16 protein-coding genes and 3 tRNA genes are annotated in these 17,580 nt (G+C 41.7%); 13 read left to right on the plus strand and 6 right to left on the minus strand.

Annotated features, from left to right (window positions below):
• Window positions 1-17: 17 nt before the first annotated feature.
• On the minus strand, window positions 18-647 hold the full coding sequence (locus QUE86_RS08470; protein WP_130050021.1) for a peroxiredoxin-like family protein: 630 nt from the start codon (window positions 645-647) through the stop codon (window positions 18-20).
• A gap of 111 nt (window positions 648-758) precedes the next feature.
• Between QUE86_RS08470 and QUE86_RS08475 the strand changes: the two genes are divergently transcribed.
• Window positions 759-1,379 carry a dUTP diphosphatase gene (locus tag QUE86_RS08475; RefSeq protein ID WP_286256584.1) on the plus strand — a complete coding sequence of 207 codons (621 nt, stop codon included), beginning with the start codon at window positions 759-761 and terminating at the stop codon, window positions 1,377-1,379.
• A gap of 12 nt (window positions 1,380-1,391) precedes the next feature.
• On the opposite strand, the gene yrfG is transcribed toward QUE86_RS08475, so the two are convergent.
• Window positions 1,392-2,051 carry a GMP/IMP nucleotidase gene (gene yrfG / locus QUE86_RS08480; RefSeq protein ID WP_130050020.1) on the minus strand — a complete coding sequence of 220 codons (660 nt, stop codon included), beginning with the start codon at window positions 2,049-2,051 and terminating at the stop codon, window positions 1,392-1,394.
• Between the two features lie 61 nt (window positions 2,052-2,112).
• On the opposite strand from yrfG, the gene nudE reads away from it, so the two are divergent.
• The 7 genes from nudE to QUE86_RS08515 all read left to right on the plus strand — a co-directional run bounded on the left by nudE (window position 2,113) and on the right by QUE86_RS08515 (window position 5,504).
• Window positions 2,113-2,685, plus strand: a complete 573-nt coding sequence (nudE, locus tag QUE86_RS08485) for an ADP compounds hydrolase NudE (protein WP_205987937.1) — start codon at window positions 2,113-2,115, stop codon at window positions 2,683-2,685.
• A complete protein-coding gene (cysQ, locus tag QUE86_RS08490) occupies window positions 2,678-3,475 on the plus strand; it encodes a 3'(2'),5'-bisphosphate nucleotidase CysQ (RefSeq protein WP_130050018.1) in 798 nt (265 codons plus the stop codon). Before nudE ends, cysQ begins: the two co-directional genes overlap by 8 nt.
• A gap of 138 nt (window positions 3,476-3,613) precedes the next feature.
• Window positions 3,614-3,690 (plus strand) — tRNA-Met (locus tag QUE86_RS08495).
• A 63-nt stretch (window positions 3,691-3,753) separates the two neighbouring features.
• Window positions 3,754-3,830, plus strand: a tRNA-Met gene (locus tag QUE86_RS08500).
• 63 nt (window positions 3,831-3,893) lie between these two features.
• Window positions 3,894-3,970 (plus strand) — tRNA-Met (locus QUE86_RS08505).
• 454 nt (window positions 3,971-4,424) lie between these two features.
• A complete protein-coding gene (locus tag QUE86_RS08510) occupies window positions 4,425-5,120 on the plus strand; it encodes a hypothetical protein (protein ID WP_286256585.1) in 696 nt (231 codons plus the stop codon).
• Window positions 5,121-5,189: 69 nt separating this feature from the next.
• Window positions 5,190-5,504 carry a hypothetical protein gene (locus QUE86_RS08515; RefSeq protein ID WP_130050015.1) on the plus strand — a complete coding sequence of 105 codons (315 nt, stop codon included), beginning with the start codon at window positions 5,190-5,192 and terminating at the stop codon, window positions 5,502-5,504.
• Between the two features lie 60 nt (window positions 5,505-5,564).
• On the opposite strand, the gene QUE86_RS08520 is transcribed toward QUE86_RS08515, so the two are convergent.
• Window positions 5,565-7,205 (minus strand): endonuclease, encoded by a 1,641-nt coding sequence (locus tag QUE86_RS08520; RefSeq protein WP_286256587.1) that lies wholly within the window; start codon window positions 7,203-7,205, stop codon window positions 5,565-5,567.
• A 347-nt stretch (window positions 7,206-7,552) separates the two neighbouring features.
• On the opposite strand from QUE86_RS08520, the gene QUE86_RS08525 reads away from it, so the two are divergent.
• The 5 genes from QUE86_RS08525 to QUE86_RS08545 all read left to right on the plus strand — a co-directional run bounded on the left by QUE86_RS08525 (window position 7,553) and on the right by QUE86_RS08545 (window position 13,272).
• Window positions 7,553-9,364 carry an assimilatory sulfite reductase (NADPH) flavoprotein subunit gene (locus tag QUE86_RS08525; RefSeq protein ID WP_178926486.1) on the plus strand — a complete coding sequence of 604 codons (1,812 nt, stop codon included), beginning with the start codon at window positions 7,553-7,555 and terminating at the stop codon, window positions 9,362-9,364.
• Between the two features lie 49 nt (window positions 9,365-9,413).
• Window positions 9,414-11,111, plus strand: a complete 1,698-nt coding sequence (gene cysI / locus QUE86_RS08530; RefSeq protein WP_130050012.1) for an assimilatory sulfite reductase (NADPH) hemoprotein subunit — start codon at window positions 9,414-9,416, stop codon at window positions 11,109-11,111.
• A gap of 38 nt (window positions 11,112-11,149) precedes the next feature.
• Window positions 11,150-11,890, plus strand: a complete 741-nt coding sequence (locus tag QUE86_RS08535) for a phosphoadenylyl-sulfate reductase (RefSeq protein WP_130050011.1) — start codon at window positions 11,150-11,152, stop codon at window positions 11,888-11,890.
• A 101-nt stretch (window positions 11,891-11,991) separates the two neighbouring features.
• Complete coding sequence (locus QUE86_RS08540; protein WP_286256592.1) at window positions 11,992-12,717, plus strand: substrate-binding periplasmic protein; 726 nt, start codon at window positions 11,992-11,994, stop codon at window positions 12,715-12,717.
• A gap of 12 nt (window positions 12,718-12,729) precedes the next feature.
• Window positions 12,730-13,272, plus strand: a complete 543-nt coding sequence (locus tag QUE86_RS08545) for a DUF4124 domain-containing protein (protein ID WP_130050009.1) — start codon at window positions 12,730-12,732, stop codon at window positions 13,270-13,272.
• On the opposite strand, the gene QUE86_RS08550 is transcribed toward QUE86_RS08545, so the two are convergent.
• The 3 genes from QUE86_RS08550 to acnA form a co-directional block, all read right to left on the minus strand.
• The gene (locus tag QUE86_RS08550) at window positions 13,269-13,514 is read right to left on the minus strand and encodes a hypothetical protein (RefSeq protein ID WP_130050008.1); all 246 of its coding nucleotides are present in this window, start codon (window positions 13,512-13,514) and stop codon (window positions 13,269-13,271) included. The genes QUE86_RS08545 and QUE86_RS08550 overlap by 4 nt on opposite strands.
• Window positions 13,515-13,595: 81 nt before the next feature.
• A complete protein-coding gene (locus QUE86_RS08555; RefSeq protein ID WP_286256596.1) occupies window positions 13,596-14,483 on the minus strand; it encodes a DUF4097 family beta strand repeat-containing protein in 888 nt (295 codons plus the stop codon).
• A 186-nt stretch (window positions 14,484-14,669) separates the two neighbouring features.
• The gene (gene acnA, locus QUE86_RS08560) at window positions 14,670-17,420 is read right to left on the minus strand and encodes an aconitate hydratase AcnA (RefSeq protein ID WP_130050006.1); all 2,751 of its coding nucleotides are present in this window, start codon (window positions 17,418-17,420) and stop codon (window positions 14,670-14,672) included.
• Window positions 17,421-17,580 lie beyond the last annotated feature (160 nt).

The raw sequence follows: 17,580 nt of genomic DNA on the forward strand, positions 1-17,580 counted from the left end.
GCTTATCCCTTGCTAATTTATTGTTCGCTCACTGATTTAACAGCTGCTAGTAATAAATCCTCTGTTAAACGTACTTTGTAATTTGGGTTAGCATATTGAAAATGAACTAACCCATTTGTGTCGATTACAAACACTGCAGGTACTGGTAACGCTACTTTCGCTTCACCATCTAGCGACACAAAGTTAACCCCAAGCTTATTGCGGTAAATCTTTGCTGTTTTGTCATCTAAGTAAAATGCTAAACCTAACGTTTGCGCCAAAGTGAGGCTGTCGTCAGAAAGCAATTGATAGCTAGGAGCTGTAATTTTTGTTTCAGCAAGTTTTTCAGGACTGTCTGGCGAAACGGCAATTAATTGCGCATCTAAATTAGCTAATTCTTTCTCTATTTTTTGTACGCTGGCCAATTGTTTTGAACAATATGGACACCAGCCACCACGATAAACAATCAGCACTGTGGTTTTTTCTTTAAAGCGCTCACTTAATGAGACGGTTTTGCCGTATTGGTCTTTTAATTCAACATTTGGCACCGCTAATCCTGGTAATAATGGACTGACTTGCTCTGCAGATTCGGCAATATTAGAGGCAGTTGCAGCAACAACTTGGCTTGATAGCACAAACAGTGCGCTAATAAGTAGAGATTTAAACATGGGCTTCCTCGGTTATTTTTATCAACTGCAAAGATGACCTGATTGTTGCGGTATTTATTTCATCTTTACTGTAATATATAGGCAAATAAAAAATGCAAGTTGGGATAAAAAATGTCTGCTAATTTACAAAAACTCGTTGTCATGCTCGAGATGCAAAATGCGATGAATACCAAAGTACATGAGCAATGGTTTAGCCAAGGTTTTGAATGGTATCGTGCAATTTGGGTTGAGTGTGCTGAAATGCTTGATCACTATGGTTGGAAGTGGTGGAAGAAACAAACTCCAGATACTGAACAAGTTATTTTAGAGTTAGTTGATATTTTCCATTTCGGTTTATCTTTACGTATCGATGGTGAAACCAGCTATGAACAGTTAGCAGCACAACTTGAAGCAGAGTTAAGTGCGCCAGTTCAAGCTGATGACTTTAAACAAACACTCGAATTATTAGCTGCTTCAGCTGTCGCTGAAAAGAGCTTTAATGCTGCTGCATTTGCTGGTTGTATGGCACAAATCGCTATGGATATCGACGATTTATACCGTGGTTACGTAGGTAAAAACACTTTGAATTTTTTCCGCCAAGATCATGGCTACAAAGACGGTAGTTATATCAAAGTGTGGAACGGTCAAGAAGATAATGAGCACCTAGTTGAAGTGGTAAAAAGCCTAGATACAGAGCATGCGGATTTCGCAAAGCTTGTATACCAAGGCTTAGAGCAGCGTTACCCTAAATAAACGTGTTTATGCTCATTTTATAACGGGCATAAACTCTCGAAAATCGATGGTCGATAAAAAGCCATCGAACTGCTTGTGCGGTTGCTGACTATCTGGGTTGGCAACCGCAAGAATATGACCAATACCAAACTCTTTTGCCGCATCGAGTACTGCCGGGCTGTCATCCACAAATAAAGTCCGTTCCTTATCAAACTGCCATTCTTGGTGTACTTGTTGCCATAATGGTTGATGCTCTTTACTCACGCCATATTGGTGAGTTGAGATCACGCCATCTAAGTAGTTATCGATCGCAGTTAGTTCAAACTTTAACATGGCACAATCTGGGTGTGCGTTAGTGAGCATGATCAATTGCTTGCCTGCTTTTCTTAGTTCCGTTAGAAATGGCGGAACATCTTCACGAATTCTGATTAAATGTTGAATGTCACGTTTTAACGCCATAATTGGTAAGTCAAGTTGCTGTTGCCAATAATCTAAGCAGTACCAATTAATTTGTCCGTGAACTTGTTGATAACGGTGCAAAATGTCAGCTTTTGCTTCGTCTAAACTGATTTTATGTTTATGCGCATATTGCTCGGGAATAACAGTAAGCCAAAAGTAATTATCAAAATGCAAATCGAGTAGGGTGCCATCCATATCTAACAACACAGTATCGATTTTTGACCAATTTAACATAGGCAATTCACTTTAAAAGATTTATGATGAGCATAACTGCCATGATAGCAAATTAATGCCAATGACACAGAAAAAGCATCCTACACCACCGCAAATTTTGTCTAATGAAGTTGTCGCTAAAAGCCGACTATTTACTGTTGAATCTCTCGAATTGAAGTTCTCAAATGACGAGCAAAGGCAATACGAAAGAATTCGTGGCGGTGGCAGAGGTGCCGTTATGATTGTACCTGTAACGGCCGATAACGAACTGTTATTAGTGCGAGAGTATTGTGCGGGTACCAATGATTATCAGTTGGGTTTTCCAAAAGGTTTAATTGACCCAGGTGAGACACCTGAGCAAGCTGCCGACCGCGAGCTCAAAGAAGAGGTTGGCTTTGGTGCTAAGCATTTCGCTGAACTTAAAAAAGTCAGTATGGCACCTAGTTACTTTAATGCCACTATGCATATTTTGTATGCCGAAGATCTTTACCCTGAAACCTTGCCTGGTGATGAGCCAGAACCGCTTGTTGTGGTGAAATGGCCAATGAGTGATTGGCAATCATTATTGCAACAAGAAGACTTTACTGAAGCACGAAGTGTCGCAGCTTTGCTATTATTAACAAAGTACTTAGAGTCGGGAGCGGGCAATGAATGATTTTTTAGAACCGTGCATTCGGTTAGCTGAGCAAGCGGGCGATGCCATTATGGCAATTTATCAGCAGGATGATATTGGTGCTGAGCAAAAGTCAGATCATACTCCGGTCACCAAGGCCGATTTAGCATCTAACGATGTATTAATGGCAGGCTTAAAGGCTATAGCACCTGATATTCCAATTATGTCAGAAGAAACACCCATTCCAGCACTTGCAGACAGAAAAGATTGGCATCGTTATTGGTTACTTGATCCAATGGATGGTACGGGTGAGTTTATTCTCGAAAGTGGTGATTTTGCAGTAAATATCGCTTTAGTTGAAAATAATCGTCCAGTTCTTGGCGTTATTCATTGGCCAGCGAAACAAATAACTTATTTTGCAAGTTACCAAAATGGTGCATTTAAACGTGAAAATGGCCAAGATCAGCAAATTTCAGTAGCAACACCCGATAATTTAACCTTAGCTGTAAGCCGCAGACAAAAAATTGAAGCTGTAAGCCAGTATCTAAATACTCAGTTTGCGACTGTGGCATTAGGCTCATGTTCACTAAAAGCTTGTATCATAGCAGAAGGTAAAGCCGATTGTTTTTTACGAATAGGGCCAACAGGTGAGTGGGATACCGGCGCTTCGCAAGTGATTGTTGAAGAAGCCGGAGGATGTATTACGGATGCTGAATTTAACCCACTCACTTATAATCAACGTGAAAGTACCGAGAATCCAGACTTTATCGTCATGGGGCACCCTGATTGGGAATGGCAAAAAATGATTAGTCCTCATCAGCGCGGATTTTAGTGTAGTTTTGTGTGCTTTTTGTTCGGTTGAGGCTCTATTTCAATTATAACGCTTGATTTCTAATTTAATTGCTATATTATAGCGCTCTCTTCGGAACAAGGCATGGTTAACATGTTAACGTTACTTAGAGATTACAGGCGCGGGATGGAGCAGCCTGGTAGCTCGTCGGGCTCATAACCCGAAGGTCGTCGGTTCAAATCCGGCTCCCGCAACCAATTTTCTGAATTGGCTGACTTCTTAAATTAAGTGAGAAGTAAAATAAACTTAATAATTACAGGCGCGGGATGGAGCAGCCTGGTAGCTCGTCGGGCTCATAACCCGAAGGTCGTCGGTTCAAATCCGGCTCCCGCAACCAATTTTCTGAATTGGAAGCCAAGTTGTCATGTAAAGCAACTTTAAATAAATCTACAATTTCAGGCGCGGGATGGAGCAGCCTGGTAGCTCGTCGGGCTCATAACCCGAAGGTCGTCGGTTCAAATCCGGCTCCCGCAACCAACTGAAATTAAAATTTATAGTAATCAGGCACGCGAAAGCGTGTTTTTTTATGCCTGAAATTTAGGAGCCATGAGCCGAAGGTCGTCGGTTCGCTCTCATTAGCCACAGCTCCCGCAAGCAACTGAAATTAAAATTTATAGTAATCAGGCACGCGAAAGCGTGTTTTTTTATGCCTGAAAAAGTTTTAAGCCCTAAGCCCTAAGCCCTAAGCCCTAAGCTTTAAGCAGATCGAATGGGTGGGTTTTAGATAGAGAACACTTGACTCAAGTTTGTTATTAGTTAGTTTTTTACCGCTTACCGCTTACCGCTTACCGCTTACCGCTTACCGCTTACCGCTTACCGCTTACCGCTTACCGCTTACCGCTTACCGCTTACCGCTTACCGCTTACCGCTTAATTTCCGATGAACTTATTCGTTCATTTGTCACTCTTATAAACAAAAACGGAGCGCTTGGGTGTTAAAAAGGAATTATAAAGCATGGATCATTTCAATTACGCTGCATGTTTTGTTATTGCTGCTATTTATTCAACATGGCAAATTTGTGAAGCTGCCTTCAGTTGTCGAGCGACCAAAAGTAATCAACGCTTATGTGAGTGTTGATTTAACTGCGTTACCGAGTGTGAAGAAAACCCAAGAAAAACCTTCACCAGAACAGCCACAAATAATGCCAGATGAGGCTAAGCCTGTGCCGCAAAAAGAAGGTATACCGAAGAATGGCTCTGAACAGGTAAAAGATGCTAAAGCACTTGAAAGCTTGGTTAGTGAGCAGAGACAAGTGAGCACTGAAAACTCAAAAACAGCTGCGATACCCTTTAAAAAGCTCAACCCTTATGCGCCAATTCCACAGCTTAATTTTGAAAATAGCGCTACTAGTGCCTCTGCATTTGGACAGGTTGAAGCCGCACATAATAATTCGTCTGTAGGCAGGGTTACAGTGCCTGCGCAATTAACCGTCTCTGATAAAGCAACCGTCGTTTGGCAAAGTGGCGATGGCAGCAAGCGTACCGAGATGCTTAATGGTCAGTGCTATGACATTGACCTTAATTCGGTGTTTGGTAAATCTGGAGTGCCAAGCGGATCCCCAAGACCCTGTGAAGATAAAGAAGCAAAACTATTTAAACAAATTATGAATAAATGGGGTAAAAAATAATAACAAAACACTTTACCTCAACTTAACTTGAGCTTTTAAAGTGATTTTTTTTTTGTTATGGATATCCCTATGAGCTCACTAGAAAACTATTTATTAAGCCTACAGATCAATTGCTATCACACGTCAGTGATACAGGTTTATCAAGTGCAAAAGCACATTTGGCAGTCATTACAAAATAATTCTAGTTATGCGCAGAATGTAATCGAAGAGTTTCAATTAAATGGGCAACCTATGGGTTACCAGCAGAAAGCGCTATTTACACTGGTTTTACAGCACCTCGGTTACAAAATACAGCCAACACCAGAAAACACTTTGTCGGTAAGGCATAACCATTTGTTACATGACATTCGTCTCGTCGAGCAGTTAAACGTATTCGAGGGTTAGGTCATCTTTTGTCGTTTAAAAAGGCACTTAGCCGAAACTAAGCGCCTTGGCTTAACGAAGTTACCAAATCATTTCTACAAATTCTGGGTGATCCACAAATGGGTTGCGGTTACCTTGATGTTCATAAGCAGCTTGGTTACGGTCAAGCTCTAATTGGCTAACAGGATCCTCATTATGCCATTTTAATAACATAGCAACGACCCAGCTCTCAAATACCTGATTTGATGAACCATTCAGTACAGCGTTACTGTAGGTTGTGTTGTTTTGCCATGAGCCAATCACATTTTCATAGCGTGTTGCCATATAGAAATACGCTCTTGCAAAGTCACCTTTAAATTCATCAATAGGTTCAAAAACCGTTCCTGAGTAATTTAATGAGCTAGCAGCGCTGCCTAATTTGCTGCCGTTACTAGAGGTAAAGCTTGCACTAGCTACTTCACCAAATGGGTAGTTACTGCGTTTTGAGTTGACATAACCATCAGTGGCAAAAATGTGATGTACGTCTGAATTCATTGGTTCAACTGTTCCACCAAACCAACTTTTCGGGAAAGAATGCTCACGGTTGTAGCAATCTGCTTCGCTGTTGTATGTACCACATTGATCGCTCACAGCAACATAGTTGTAGCTGTCTTGGCCTGCCGGGTTTTCTGAATAACGGTCTAAAATTGAGTTGTCATTTTCAAAATACTTATCGCGTGAAGCAACATCGTAAAAACTCCAAATTGCTGAATAGCCTTGCGAGTTGTGACCTTTAATGATGTTGTGTAACTCTGTTTTCAGTGCATAACCACTAAGGCCTTGCGTTGTAACATAGTATCCAGTTGGCTCAGTTGGTGTCGTACCACCACCGTCACCGCCGCCTGAGCTATCACCTAAACTAAACGGCGTAGCTTCTGAGCTTTGGAAGCTTGCACCACTAGCAAGTACTGTTTGACCTGACGAAAGGCTATAGCTACCGTTACCGTAAGAGCAACATATGCCATCACCATAGCTATCAAAAATAGTAAAGGTATAGTCACCATCAGTTAAACATGCTTGCTCAATGTACTGAGTATTTGCTGCATAGTTGCCGCCTGCTGCTACTGCACTACCTTGGCTATTAGTGATTTGCCAGCTGGTTTCTTCCCCATAGTTATCGGTAGTGAGGGTCAAAGATACTTGGTTATCTGCGCAGCTGCCCATAGGAGGTGGGGTTGAGCCTGTGCTTGGTGCCAAGTTATCTACATAAACTACTTCGCTGCCATCAAAACCTGCGACGTCGTAAAAGCGTAAGCCAACATTAATAGACGTTGTTGCAGAGGCTGTATACTGGTAACTGACTTGTTGCCACTGATTTGTTAATGCTGAATTAGAATAGCCTTGATAGCCATCAACCACTAAGCGTGCTTTTACGCCGCCTTCTGTATGGTAAACCCAAGCAGAAAACTCATAACTTTCGCCCGCCACAACATCAACTAATTGTTGTAAATCGGTATTACTTTGCGTGCCAGTATTTACCACGACTTGCGCTGAGTAATTACCTGAGTAAACCACATTACTATTAGCGCTAAGACTAATACCGCTATCTATGATGCTCCAGCTTGCAGGGCTATTTGCTGACCAAGTTTCGAAGTCGGCATTATTAACATTTGCAAATGCTGAACTCGCTAGACACAGTAAGCCACTGGCTAGCATATATTTATTACATGTCCCGTGTGACATTGTAGTTTCCTTTTTATATTTTAATAGTTTTTGCTGTTCTCAAAATGAACACAGCGAGTATAGGCTAATTGGCTTATGTTGCAATAATGTTAATTAATAAAAGTTTCTTATTTAGGAGTTTTTGCTTTTAACATGTTTTTTTTGGATAAATGCTAAATTAATAACTAAATGGAATATAAAAGCAGATTCTATTCTTTTTTAATCGCATCAGACCTCGTTATTCTTCACGCTCAGATAAACCTTTAAAGCATTTCTATTTGGTCTTTAAAGTCGAAAAAATTGTTCGCGAAATGACAGTAGCAAGTTCATTTCGCAGTTAACTTTTCAGGGTTACGAGGAATAAATTCATGTTGTTAAGTCAACTAAATGCAGCGGCGAGCCCGCTATCGCAAGAGCAAGTACAAAAGCTGCAAGGCTTAGTGGCTGAACTTAATCCAATTCAGCAAGCGTGGGTAAGTGGTTACTTAGCTGCTAATGCCAACGCAGGTGCAATAACGGGTGGTGTTGCTGCCGCTCCAGCTGCTAGTGATGCTGCACCGTTAACTATTTTATACGGCTCTCAAACGGGTAACGCAAAAGGCGTTGCGACTAAGTTAAAAGAGCAAGCAGAGTCGCGCGGTCTAACTGTTAAGCTAGTAAACATGGCTGATTACAAACCAACTGCCCTGAAAAAAGAAAAGTTCATTACTGTTGTTGTTTCAACCTATGGTGAGGGCGAGCCACCAGAAGATGCTGAAAGCCTACATGAATTCTTAACGACTAAAAAAGCACCAAAACTAGATGGTGTTAAAGTGGCTGTGATTGGCTTAGGTGATTCAAGCTACGAGTTCTTCTGCCAAACAGCAAAAGATTTCGAAGAGCGTTTTAACAAGCTTGGCGCAGAAACTATTTTCCAGCGTGCTGACTTAGACGTTGATTACGATGATGAAGCTGCGAAGTGGATTGATGGTGCTCTCGATGCGTTCGAGCCAGATCTTAAAGCGCAGCAAACGAGTAGTGGTCAAGTTGTAGCTATGCCATTTGGGGCAGCTGCACCAGCAGCAAGTCAGTACACTAAGCAAAATCCATTTGCTGCAGAACTAAGTGTTGTGCAAAAAATTACGGGTCGTGACTCAAGCAAAGATGTTCGTCATGTTGAAATTTCTTTAGAAGGTTCAGACATCACCTATACACCGGGTGATTCGCTAGGTGTTTACTTCTTAAATGACGAAGCACTTGTAGATGAAGTACTTTCGCTTACACAAATCGATGCATCTAGCACGATTAAATTAGGCGACGAAGAGCTGAGTATTCGTGATGCATTAATCGAAAAATTAGAATTAACCCAGTCATACCCAGGTTTTGTTGAAAAATACGCAACAGCAACTGGCAACCCTGAATTATTAAAGTTAGTTGAAGATAAAGCAGCAATGCGTGAGTACATCGAACCTCGCCAAATCTTCGATATTATTCGTCAAAACCCAGCTCAGCTTGAAGCGCAAACTTTAGTAGATTGCTTACGTAAACTACAAGCACGTTTATATTCGATTGCATCTAGCCAAGCCGAAGTTGAAGAAGAAGTTCACTTAACTGTGGGGCTGGTTGAGTTTGATGCATTCGGTAGCGAACACTTAGGTGGTTGTTCTGGCTATTTAGCACGTCGTGCTGAAGAAGGCTGTAAAGTAAAAGTATTTAGCGAGCATAACGATAATTTCCGTCTACCGGCTAATGATGAAACGCCAATTATCATGGTAGGCCCGGGAACTGGTATTGCACCATTCCGTGCGTTTTTACAAGAGCGTGATGCCCGCGAAGCAAGCGGTAAAAACTGGTTATTCTTTGGTAACCCACATTTTACTCAAGACTTCTTATACCAGGTTGAAATTCAAGGTTACTTGAAATCAGGCTTGCTCACTAAAGTGGATGTGGCGTTTAGTCGCGATCAAGCCGAGAAGGTATATGTTCAAGATAAACTTCGCAAAAACAGCCAAGAAATATTTGCTTGGCTAGAAGCGGGTGCTCATTTCTATATCTGTGGTGATGCAAACCGTATGGCGAAAGATGTTCATCAGGCGCTTGTTGATATCATTAAAGAAAATAGCGGTAAAGATGACGAACAAGCAGAGCAATATTTAAAAGATTTACGTAGCGCAAATCGCTATCAGAAAGACGTGTACTAATCACGTTTAAAAGCTAACAGCCGTCACTGTAACAAATTTAGGAAATACCATGAGCGAACAAGACAAAAACGTAAAGCTTTCTGATAACGAGCGTTTGAAAAGAGAAAGTAACTTTTTACGTGGCACAATTGAACAAGATTTAAAAGACGAGATCACCGGTGGTTTCACTGCTGATAACTTCCAACTGATCCGTTTCCACGGCATGTACCAGCAAGATGACCGTGATATTCGTCCTGAGCGAGCTAAACAAAAATTAGAGCCGTTACATAACGTTATGTTACGTGCTCGTATGCCAGGCGGCATCATCAAACCAGAGCAATGGTTAGCGATTGATAAGTTTGCTGAAGAGAAAACCAGCTATGGCAGTATTCGTTTAACGACGCGTCAAACGTTCCAGTTCCATGGTGTGCTTAAGCCAAACATTAAAGGCATGCACCAAATGCTTAATAGCGTGGGCATTGACTCAATTGCAACTGCTGGCGATGTAAACCGAAACGTATTATGTACGACGAACCCAGTTGAATCTGAGCTTCACCAAGAGGCTTACGAATGGGCTGCTAAGATCTCTGAACACCTATTACCAAAAACCAAAGCGTACGCTGAAATTTGGTTAGATGGTGAAAAGAGTGAAACCACTGAAGAGCCAATTTTAGGTTCAACTTACTTACCGCGTAAGTTTAAAACCACAGTAACAATTCCACCGAACAATGAAGTGGATGTTCATGCTAACGACTTAAACTTCGTGGCGATTGCAGAAAACGGCAAGTTAGTTGGTTTTAACGTGTTAGTCGGTGGTGGTCTTGCGATGACTCACGGTGATACAGCAACGTATCCTCGTAAAGCGGATGACTTTGGCTTTATTCCACTTGAGCACACCCTAAAAATTGCTGAGCACGTTGTGTCTGTACAGCGTGATTGGGGTAACCGCTCAAATCGTAAAAATGCGAAAACTAAGTACACACTAGACCGTGTAGGTTCTGATGTATTTAAAGCAGAAGTTGAAAAACGTGCCGGTGTTCAGTTCGAGCAGAGCCGCCCGTATGAGTTTACTCACCGCGGTGACCGTATCGGTTGGGTTGAAGGTATTGATGGTAAGCACCACTTAACGCTGTTTATCCAAAGTGGACGTATTTTAGATTACCCAAATCAACCTCTTAAAACAGGCTGCCGTAAAATTGCAGAAATTCACCAAGGTGATTTCCGTATGACGGCAAACCAAAACTTGATCATCGCAGGTGTTCCTGCGGATCAAAAAGCCGTAATTGAAGAAATTGCGCGCAACCATGGCTTAATTGATGACAGTCATACAGAGCAGCGTAAAAATTCAATGGCGTGTGTGGCATTACCAACTTGTCCATTAGCGATGGCAGAAGCTGAGCGTTATTTACCAAGCTTAATTGAGAAGACTGAAGCGCTATTAGCTAAGCACGGCATTAGTGATGACAATATCATTATGCGTGTTGTTGGCTGCCCGAATGGCTGTGGCCGAGCAATGTTGGCTGAAGCGGGTCTTGTTGGTAAAGGTCCGGGTAAATACAACGTGTACTTAGGTGGTAACCGTGAAGGTACGCGTATTCCTAAATTGTATTTAGAAAATGTTGGCGAAGAGGTATACCTAGACGCATTCGATAAGCTAATCGGCCAATGGGCAAGTGAGCGTAATGACGGTGAGTGTTTTGGTGATTTTGTAATTCGCAAAGGCATTGTTGCTGAAGTCAAAGTTTCAGTAACCGATTTTCACGCATAATTTTATAAGCGACACCGCTTTAAGGTTTGGAATTAACCATGAGTGAATTTAAAGACATCTTAACGATGAGCAAAGAAGACCAAACAGCCATGCTGGCTGATATTAATGGTCTTCTGGCTGATAAAAGCGCTGAGGAGCGTGTTGCGTGGGCACTTGAAAACTTACCAAGCACGCACTTTTTGTCGTCTAGTTTTGGTATTCAAGCGGCTGTGATGTTGCACTTAGTGACATCACAGCAGCCAGATATTCCAGTGGTACTGACTGACACTGGTTATTTGTTTCCTGAAACCTACCAGTTCATCGAGCAAATGACAGAGCGACTTGCGCTTAATCTTAAAGTTTATAAAGCTGAGCTTAGTCCTGCGTGGCAAGAAGCGAAGTTTGGTAAACTTTGGGAGCAAGGTGAAGCTGGCATCAAACAGTACAATCAACTTAATAAAGTTGAGCCAATGAGCCGCGCATTAAACGAACTGGAAGCCGGTACGTGGTTTAGCGGTTTACGCCGTGACCAATCATCAAGTCGTGCTGATAAGCAGATTGTTGAAATTAGCCGAGGTACAGTGAAAGTGTATCCACTTATTGAGTGGAACAACCGAGATATTTATCAGTACCTAACTAAGCACGATTTGCCGTATCACCCACTTTGGGAGCAAGGCTATGTGTCGATGGGGGATGTACACACGACCCGTAAACTTGAGCCTGGAATGACAGAAGAAGAGACTCGTTTCTTCGGTTTAAACCGTGAATGTGGCTTACATATTGATGGTGATGGTATCTAATCCTAAATTCCTATCAGAATTTTCGTAAAGCGCGACCTAGGTTGCGCTTTTTTTGTATTATTTATATACAATTCTCAGGCGTAATTTTGTGAGAGAAATCTATGACTCGTGTTGTTGCTTTATTACTGTTAATTATTGCGCCATTGACTCGGGCTGAAATGCTCAAAGTTGCGCTGTATGACACAGATTATCCCCCTTATCACTTCGCCGATAGTGGCCAGAAGGGACTTGTTGATGAGCTATTAATTCGTTTTGCTGAAAAATACAATCATAATATTCAATATATCCTTGTACCAGAGGTGCGCTCGCAGCACTTACTTGATGAAGGCAAAGTCGACGCTCGTTTAGAGTCTGAACAATGGTATCGAGGAAACAACCAATATTATTGGAGTGATAGTATTTCCGTTGTTGAGGATATTCTTGTAATGCCATCTGGTTGCCATATTCCTAAACTTGATATGCTCAATGGCTATGTTTTAATGGCTCGGTTTGGTTATACCTACCCGCAGTTTGAATCTATGTTTGCTTCAGGAGAGCTACATCGCGAGGACTTTTATTCTGAGATTGAAATGCTTAACGCTTTGGTTGATATGGAACAAAACCAACGCGTTGCCGTCATCGCAAAAAATACACTACAGTGGTATAAATCGAAGAATAAAATTTTTAACAAATTCACTGTGAGTGATTACAGTGTTGGCAAAGCGCCGATGCAACTACAGTTTGCTTATAATGAAAAAGGAAAACGAATGAGTGAGCAATTCAGTAAGTTTATTAAAAATCTTAAATCAACTGGTGAATTTGCTAAGATTGAGAGTAACTACCAATAATAGGTAAATGGAATGATTAAGCGTTTTTGTTATCTTGCCGTTATGATGTTACTGACCAGTGTGGCGCTGCTATTTTACATTAAAAAGCCAGACGGTAGGCCTTACCTAGAGCTTAGTATGTTTGAGCGTTACTCAGAAAAAGTCAGCGATGATGTGAGTGATTTTGCTTCGCAGGGGGCCGATACCTTAAGCATTCAAGCTAAAAAACTAACTGAGAAATTGAACTTTAACAAAGATGTAAATGCACCTGTTTTAGTTTATAAATGGCAAGATGAACAGGGTCAGTGGCACTATGCTGATACACCTCACCCAAATTACGCTAGTACCGCAGTAAGTTTAGATCCGAACGAGATAACGGTGCTACCTGCAGAGACTTTTCAGGCTGATGAAAAGCAACCAGCAGTAGTTAAAGCTGACGAAAAATCTTCAGCACTTGGAGTATACGACCCTAAAAATGTACAAAAGATGATGCAAGAAGCCGAGCAGGTAAAACAGCTCATGGAGCAGCGTACTAAGCAGCTTGAAAAGCAGCTAAAAGAGCAAGGTGGCAATTAGCTTTGCTTGTTCTGTGCGGTGAGGTCACTTTCCATTTTCATCAGTAAAATAGTGAGATAAATTTTTGTTGGCAGTGAGAATAGCACACCAACAGCAATACACGCTGCGCTGATCATTATGCCATGCACACCCATGCTATCACCTAAGTAATTGCCGGCTAATAAAGAATGCCCCAAAACGATTAAGCATAAACCTAAAATGATGAAGGTTTTTAAGATTCGAATGATGTTTCGTTCAGTCATACAAGCACCTCACTTTAGCCTTAATTAAAGTGTAGGTGCTGTGGTTATTTAATAGATTGTTCTAAATCAAGCAATTGTTGATTATCTATCCAGTTTTACAGGACCGTTGATGTTATCGATACTTAAATCACCTGAACCTGCTTCGATAATTGTCAGGCCAAGTGTGTCATCAACATAAATACTGCCAGAGCCATCGGTAATAATAACAAGTCCTTTGATTTGTCTTACATCTATATCACCAGAGCCGTCTTCTATAGTAAGTGCACCCGCCAGTGTTTTAACGCTGATACTACCTGATTCATCAATAATACGTGCTGGACCTTGGCTGTTCTCGATGCGGATATCTCCTGAGTCATCTTCAATATCAATACGTCCTTGGCCTTGGTCTATCATAATTGAACCAGAGTCATCTTCAATGTTGATATTTCCGCTTACATTGCTAATGCGAATATCGCCCGAGTCATCATCAATATTAATATTGTGACCACCTTCGATCAAAATTGATCCTGAGTCATCATCAATGCTGATATTGTTTTGCATTGCACGTATAACGATGTCACCTGAGTCATCATCGATATCCAGTTTAAGGTTGCTAGGTACAGAGACAATTAAATCAATATGAGGTGATGAACCACTGTAAAACGACAAGCTACCATTATTGAGCTTGCTGATAAGCTCTGCGGTGTCGCCGTGCTTTTCGAGGGTTAGTGTATAGGTTTCATCGCCTTTAGCCGCATAGATATTGGCATTCACAGTGATAGCTGTGGCGTTATGGTCGCCTTTGATGATCAGAGAACCTGCTTCGGCATCAATTTTTAATTCGCTTATATCTGCAGCCGAAACGTTTAAGTCTTGTTGTTTTTGTTCTGCGATTTGACCCGGAGAGACATGAATAACACAGCCAGTTAATAATAAACTTGATGAGATGGCAGTCGCGCAAATTGCGCGTTTGAATGAGGCAATAGTCATATGGATTCCAAAATTATTGTGATTTTTATCTGGTTAGTATTTGCAAACTATGGTCCAATTTTAACATGCTGATTTTATGTGCTTTTCATTTTTTGTAAATAATTGTGTTGGTCTAAACTGCAATTAATTGGTGTTTTAAACAAAAAAAGGGGCTGAAAATTCAGCCCCTTAGTTAACTTAAATCAATTACTGCTCAGCCAGCATATTACGCAGTACATACTGTAAAATACCGCCGTGCTTGTAGTAATCCCATTCTTTAGGGGTGTCTATACGCACATCAACACTAAAGCTAATTTGTTTGCCTTCACTGTTAGTGGCAATCACGCTGACTTCATTGGTTTTGTCATATAAGCCTTCAAAATCGAATGACTCTTGACCTGTTAGGCCCAGTGATTCATAGCTTTCACCTTCTTTAAATTGTAAGGGTAAAACACCCATACCAATGAGGTTAGAACGGTGAATACGCTCATAACTTTGTGCAATAACGGCTTTAACACCAAGTAATAGTGAACCTTTAGCTGCCCAATCTCGTGATGAACCTGTGCCATATTCCGCGCCTGCTAAAATAATGAGTGGCGTGCCATCTTGTTGATATTGCATGGCTGCATCATAAATACTAGCGAGCTCATCGTTTGGTTGTATACGGGTAACACCGCCTTCAGTACCCGGTGCTAATAGATTACGTAAACGCACATTAGCAAAGGTGCCGCGCATCATTACTTCGTGATTACCACGGCGCGAACCATATGAGTTAAATTGTGCTTTTTGTACGCCATGCTCTTGCAAGTAAAGACCTGCTGGGGCATCTGCTTTAATCGCACCCGCTGGTGAAATATGGTCAGTGGTTACTGAGTCACCTAGTTTAGCTAAACAGCGTGCACCACTTATGCTTGGGATCCCTGGAGGCTCAATCTCCATGCCATCAAAGAATGGCGCTCTTTTAATATAGGTTGACGCATCATCCCAATCATAAAGTTTGCCATCAGGAATTTGAATTTTTTGCCAACGATCATCGCCTTGATACACATTGCTATAGCTTGATGCGAACATTTCTTTGGTCACTGTTTCACGGACTAGCTCGCTAACTTCACTGACACTTGGCCAGATATTTTTTAGGTAAATGTCATTACCATTAGGATCTTGTGCAAGGGGCTCGTTATAAACGTCTATATCTGTACGACCAGCTATAGCGTATGCAACCACAAGTGGTGGTGACGCTAAGAAGTTCATTTTCACATCTTGGTGAATACGGCCTTCAAAGTTACGATTACCCGATAAAATAGAGCTGACTACTAGTTTATGTTTTTGAATTGCATCAGTGATTTCATCAGCTAAAGGTCCAGAGTTACCGATACAGGTTGTACAACCATAACCAACAAGATTAAAGCCTAAAGCATCTAAATCATCCATTAAGTCGGCTTTTTTCAAGTAATCAGTCACGACTTGTGAGCCTGGAGCAAGTGAGGTTTTTACCCATGGCTTAACCTTTAAGCCTAATTGCTTGGCTTTTTTAGCAACTAAACCTGCAGCTAAAATAACACTTGGGTTTGAGGTGTTTGTACAGCTCGTAATTGCTGCAATCACACAAGCACCATCTTTAAGCTCAAACTCTTCGCCTTTAAAGTTAACTTTAGCTGCACCCATATATTGCGCTTCGTTCACTGGCTCATCAGGATTGGTTGCTGGGCCTTCATCTTCAATGCGAGCCTCTTGAACATCGCTTTTATCACGGTGTTGCATGCGCTCATCTTGGAAGCCTTTTAAGTGCTCACCAATGATATCACCAGCTTTGTCTAGGGCGATTCTATCTTGCGGGCGTTTTGGGCCGGCAAGGCTCGGCACTACATCATCAAGCGATAGCTCAAGTGTGTCGGTATAATGAGCTTCATCGCCAGGATTACGCCACAAGCCTTGATGCTTCGCATAGTCTTCGATGAGTTTAAGTTGTTTGTCATCGCGGTTTGTTAAACGCAGGTAGTTAATGGTTTCATCATCGATTGGGAAAATACCGCAGGTTGCTCCATACTCCGGCGCCATGTTTGCGATAGTTGCACGGTCTGCAAGTGGTAAATCAGCAAGACCATCACCATAAAACTCAACAAATTTACCCACGACGCCATGCTTGCGCAGCATTTCTGTCACGGTTAGCACAAGATCTGTTGCGGTCGTACCTTCAGGCAGGCGACCATTGAGCTTAAAGCCGACGACCTGTGGAATGAGTAAGCTGATTGGTTGACCAAGCATTGCGGCTTCAGCCTCAATACCACCCACTCCCCAACCAAGTACCCCAAGACCATTGATCATGGTGGTGTGCGAATCGGTTCCGACTAGGGTATCTGGGTAGGCGAGTGATTTACCATTTTTACTATCGTTAAACACCACACGGGCTAAATATTCTAAATTAACTTGGTGTACGATGCCGGTAGCTGGTGGCACGACTTTCAAATTATCGAAGGCGGTTTGTCCCCAGCGTAAAAATTCGTAACGCTCTTTGTTACGCTCATATTCAAGTTTCGCATTTAAGTCGAATGAGCCATCTTCACCATAGCCATCAACTTGCACTGAGTGGTCTATTACCAGCTCGGCAGGCGATAGCGGGTTAATTTTCGCAGGGTCGCCACCAAGTTTTTCCATGGCATCACGCATCGCAGCTAAATCAACAATGGCTGGAACACCTGTAAAGTCTTGCATTACAACACGAGCAGGCGTAAACGCCACTTCTGCTGACGGTTTGGCTTGTGGGTCCCAGTTTAATAAGGCATCGATGTCTTGCTTTTTAATATTTACGCCGTCTTCATTGCGCAATAGGTTTTCAAGTAAGATTTTTAATGAGAATGGCAGACGTTTTGCTTTGTCGCCTAACCCTTGTAAAGAGTGAATATGATATTGCTCACCATTAATCGTAAGCTGCTTTTGGGTATCAAAACTGTTATTCATTATTTGCCCCTGTGGTTTGAGCAAGCAGTTTGGCTTGCCTTGTTGTTTCCTTTTCGAAATTGACACAGCGTTATTGCAAACTTAATACCAGCTGAGAAATTCATCTAGCTGATGAAAAAATATGCTATCTAATATAGTTGATGCCGATGTGATTTATTTC

This window comes from Pseudoalteromonas apostichopi, assembly GCF_030297135.1.
Taxonomy (GTDB): domain Bacteria; phylum Pseudomonadota; class Gammaproteobacteria; order Enterobacterales; family Alteromonadaceae; genus Pseudoalteromonas; species Pseudoalteromonas apostichopi.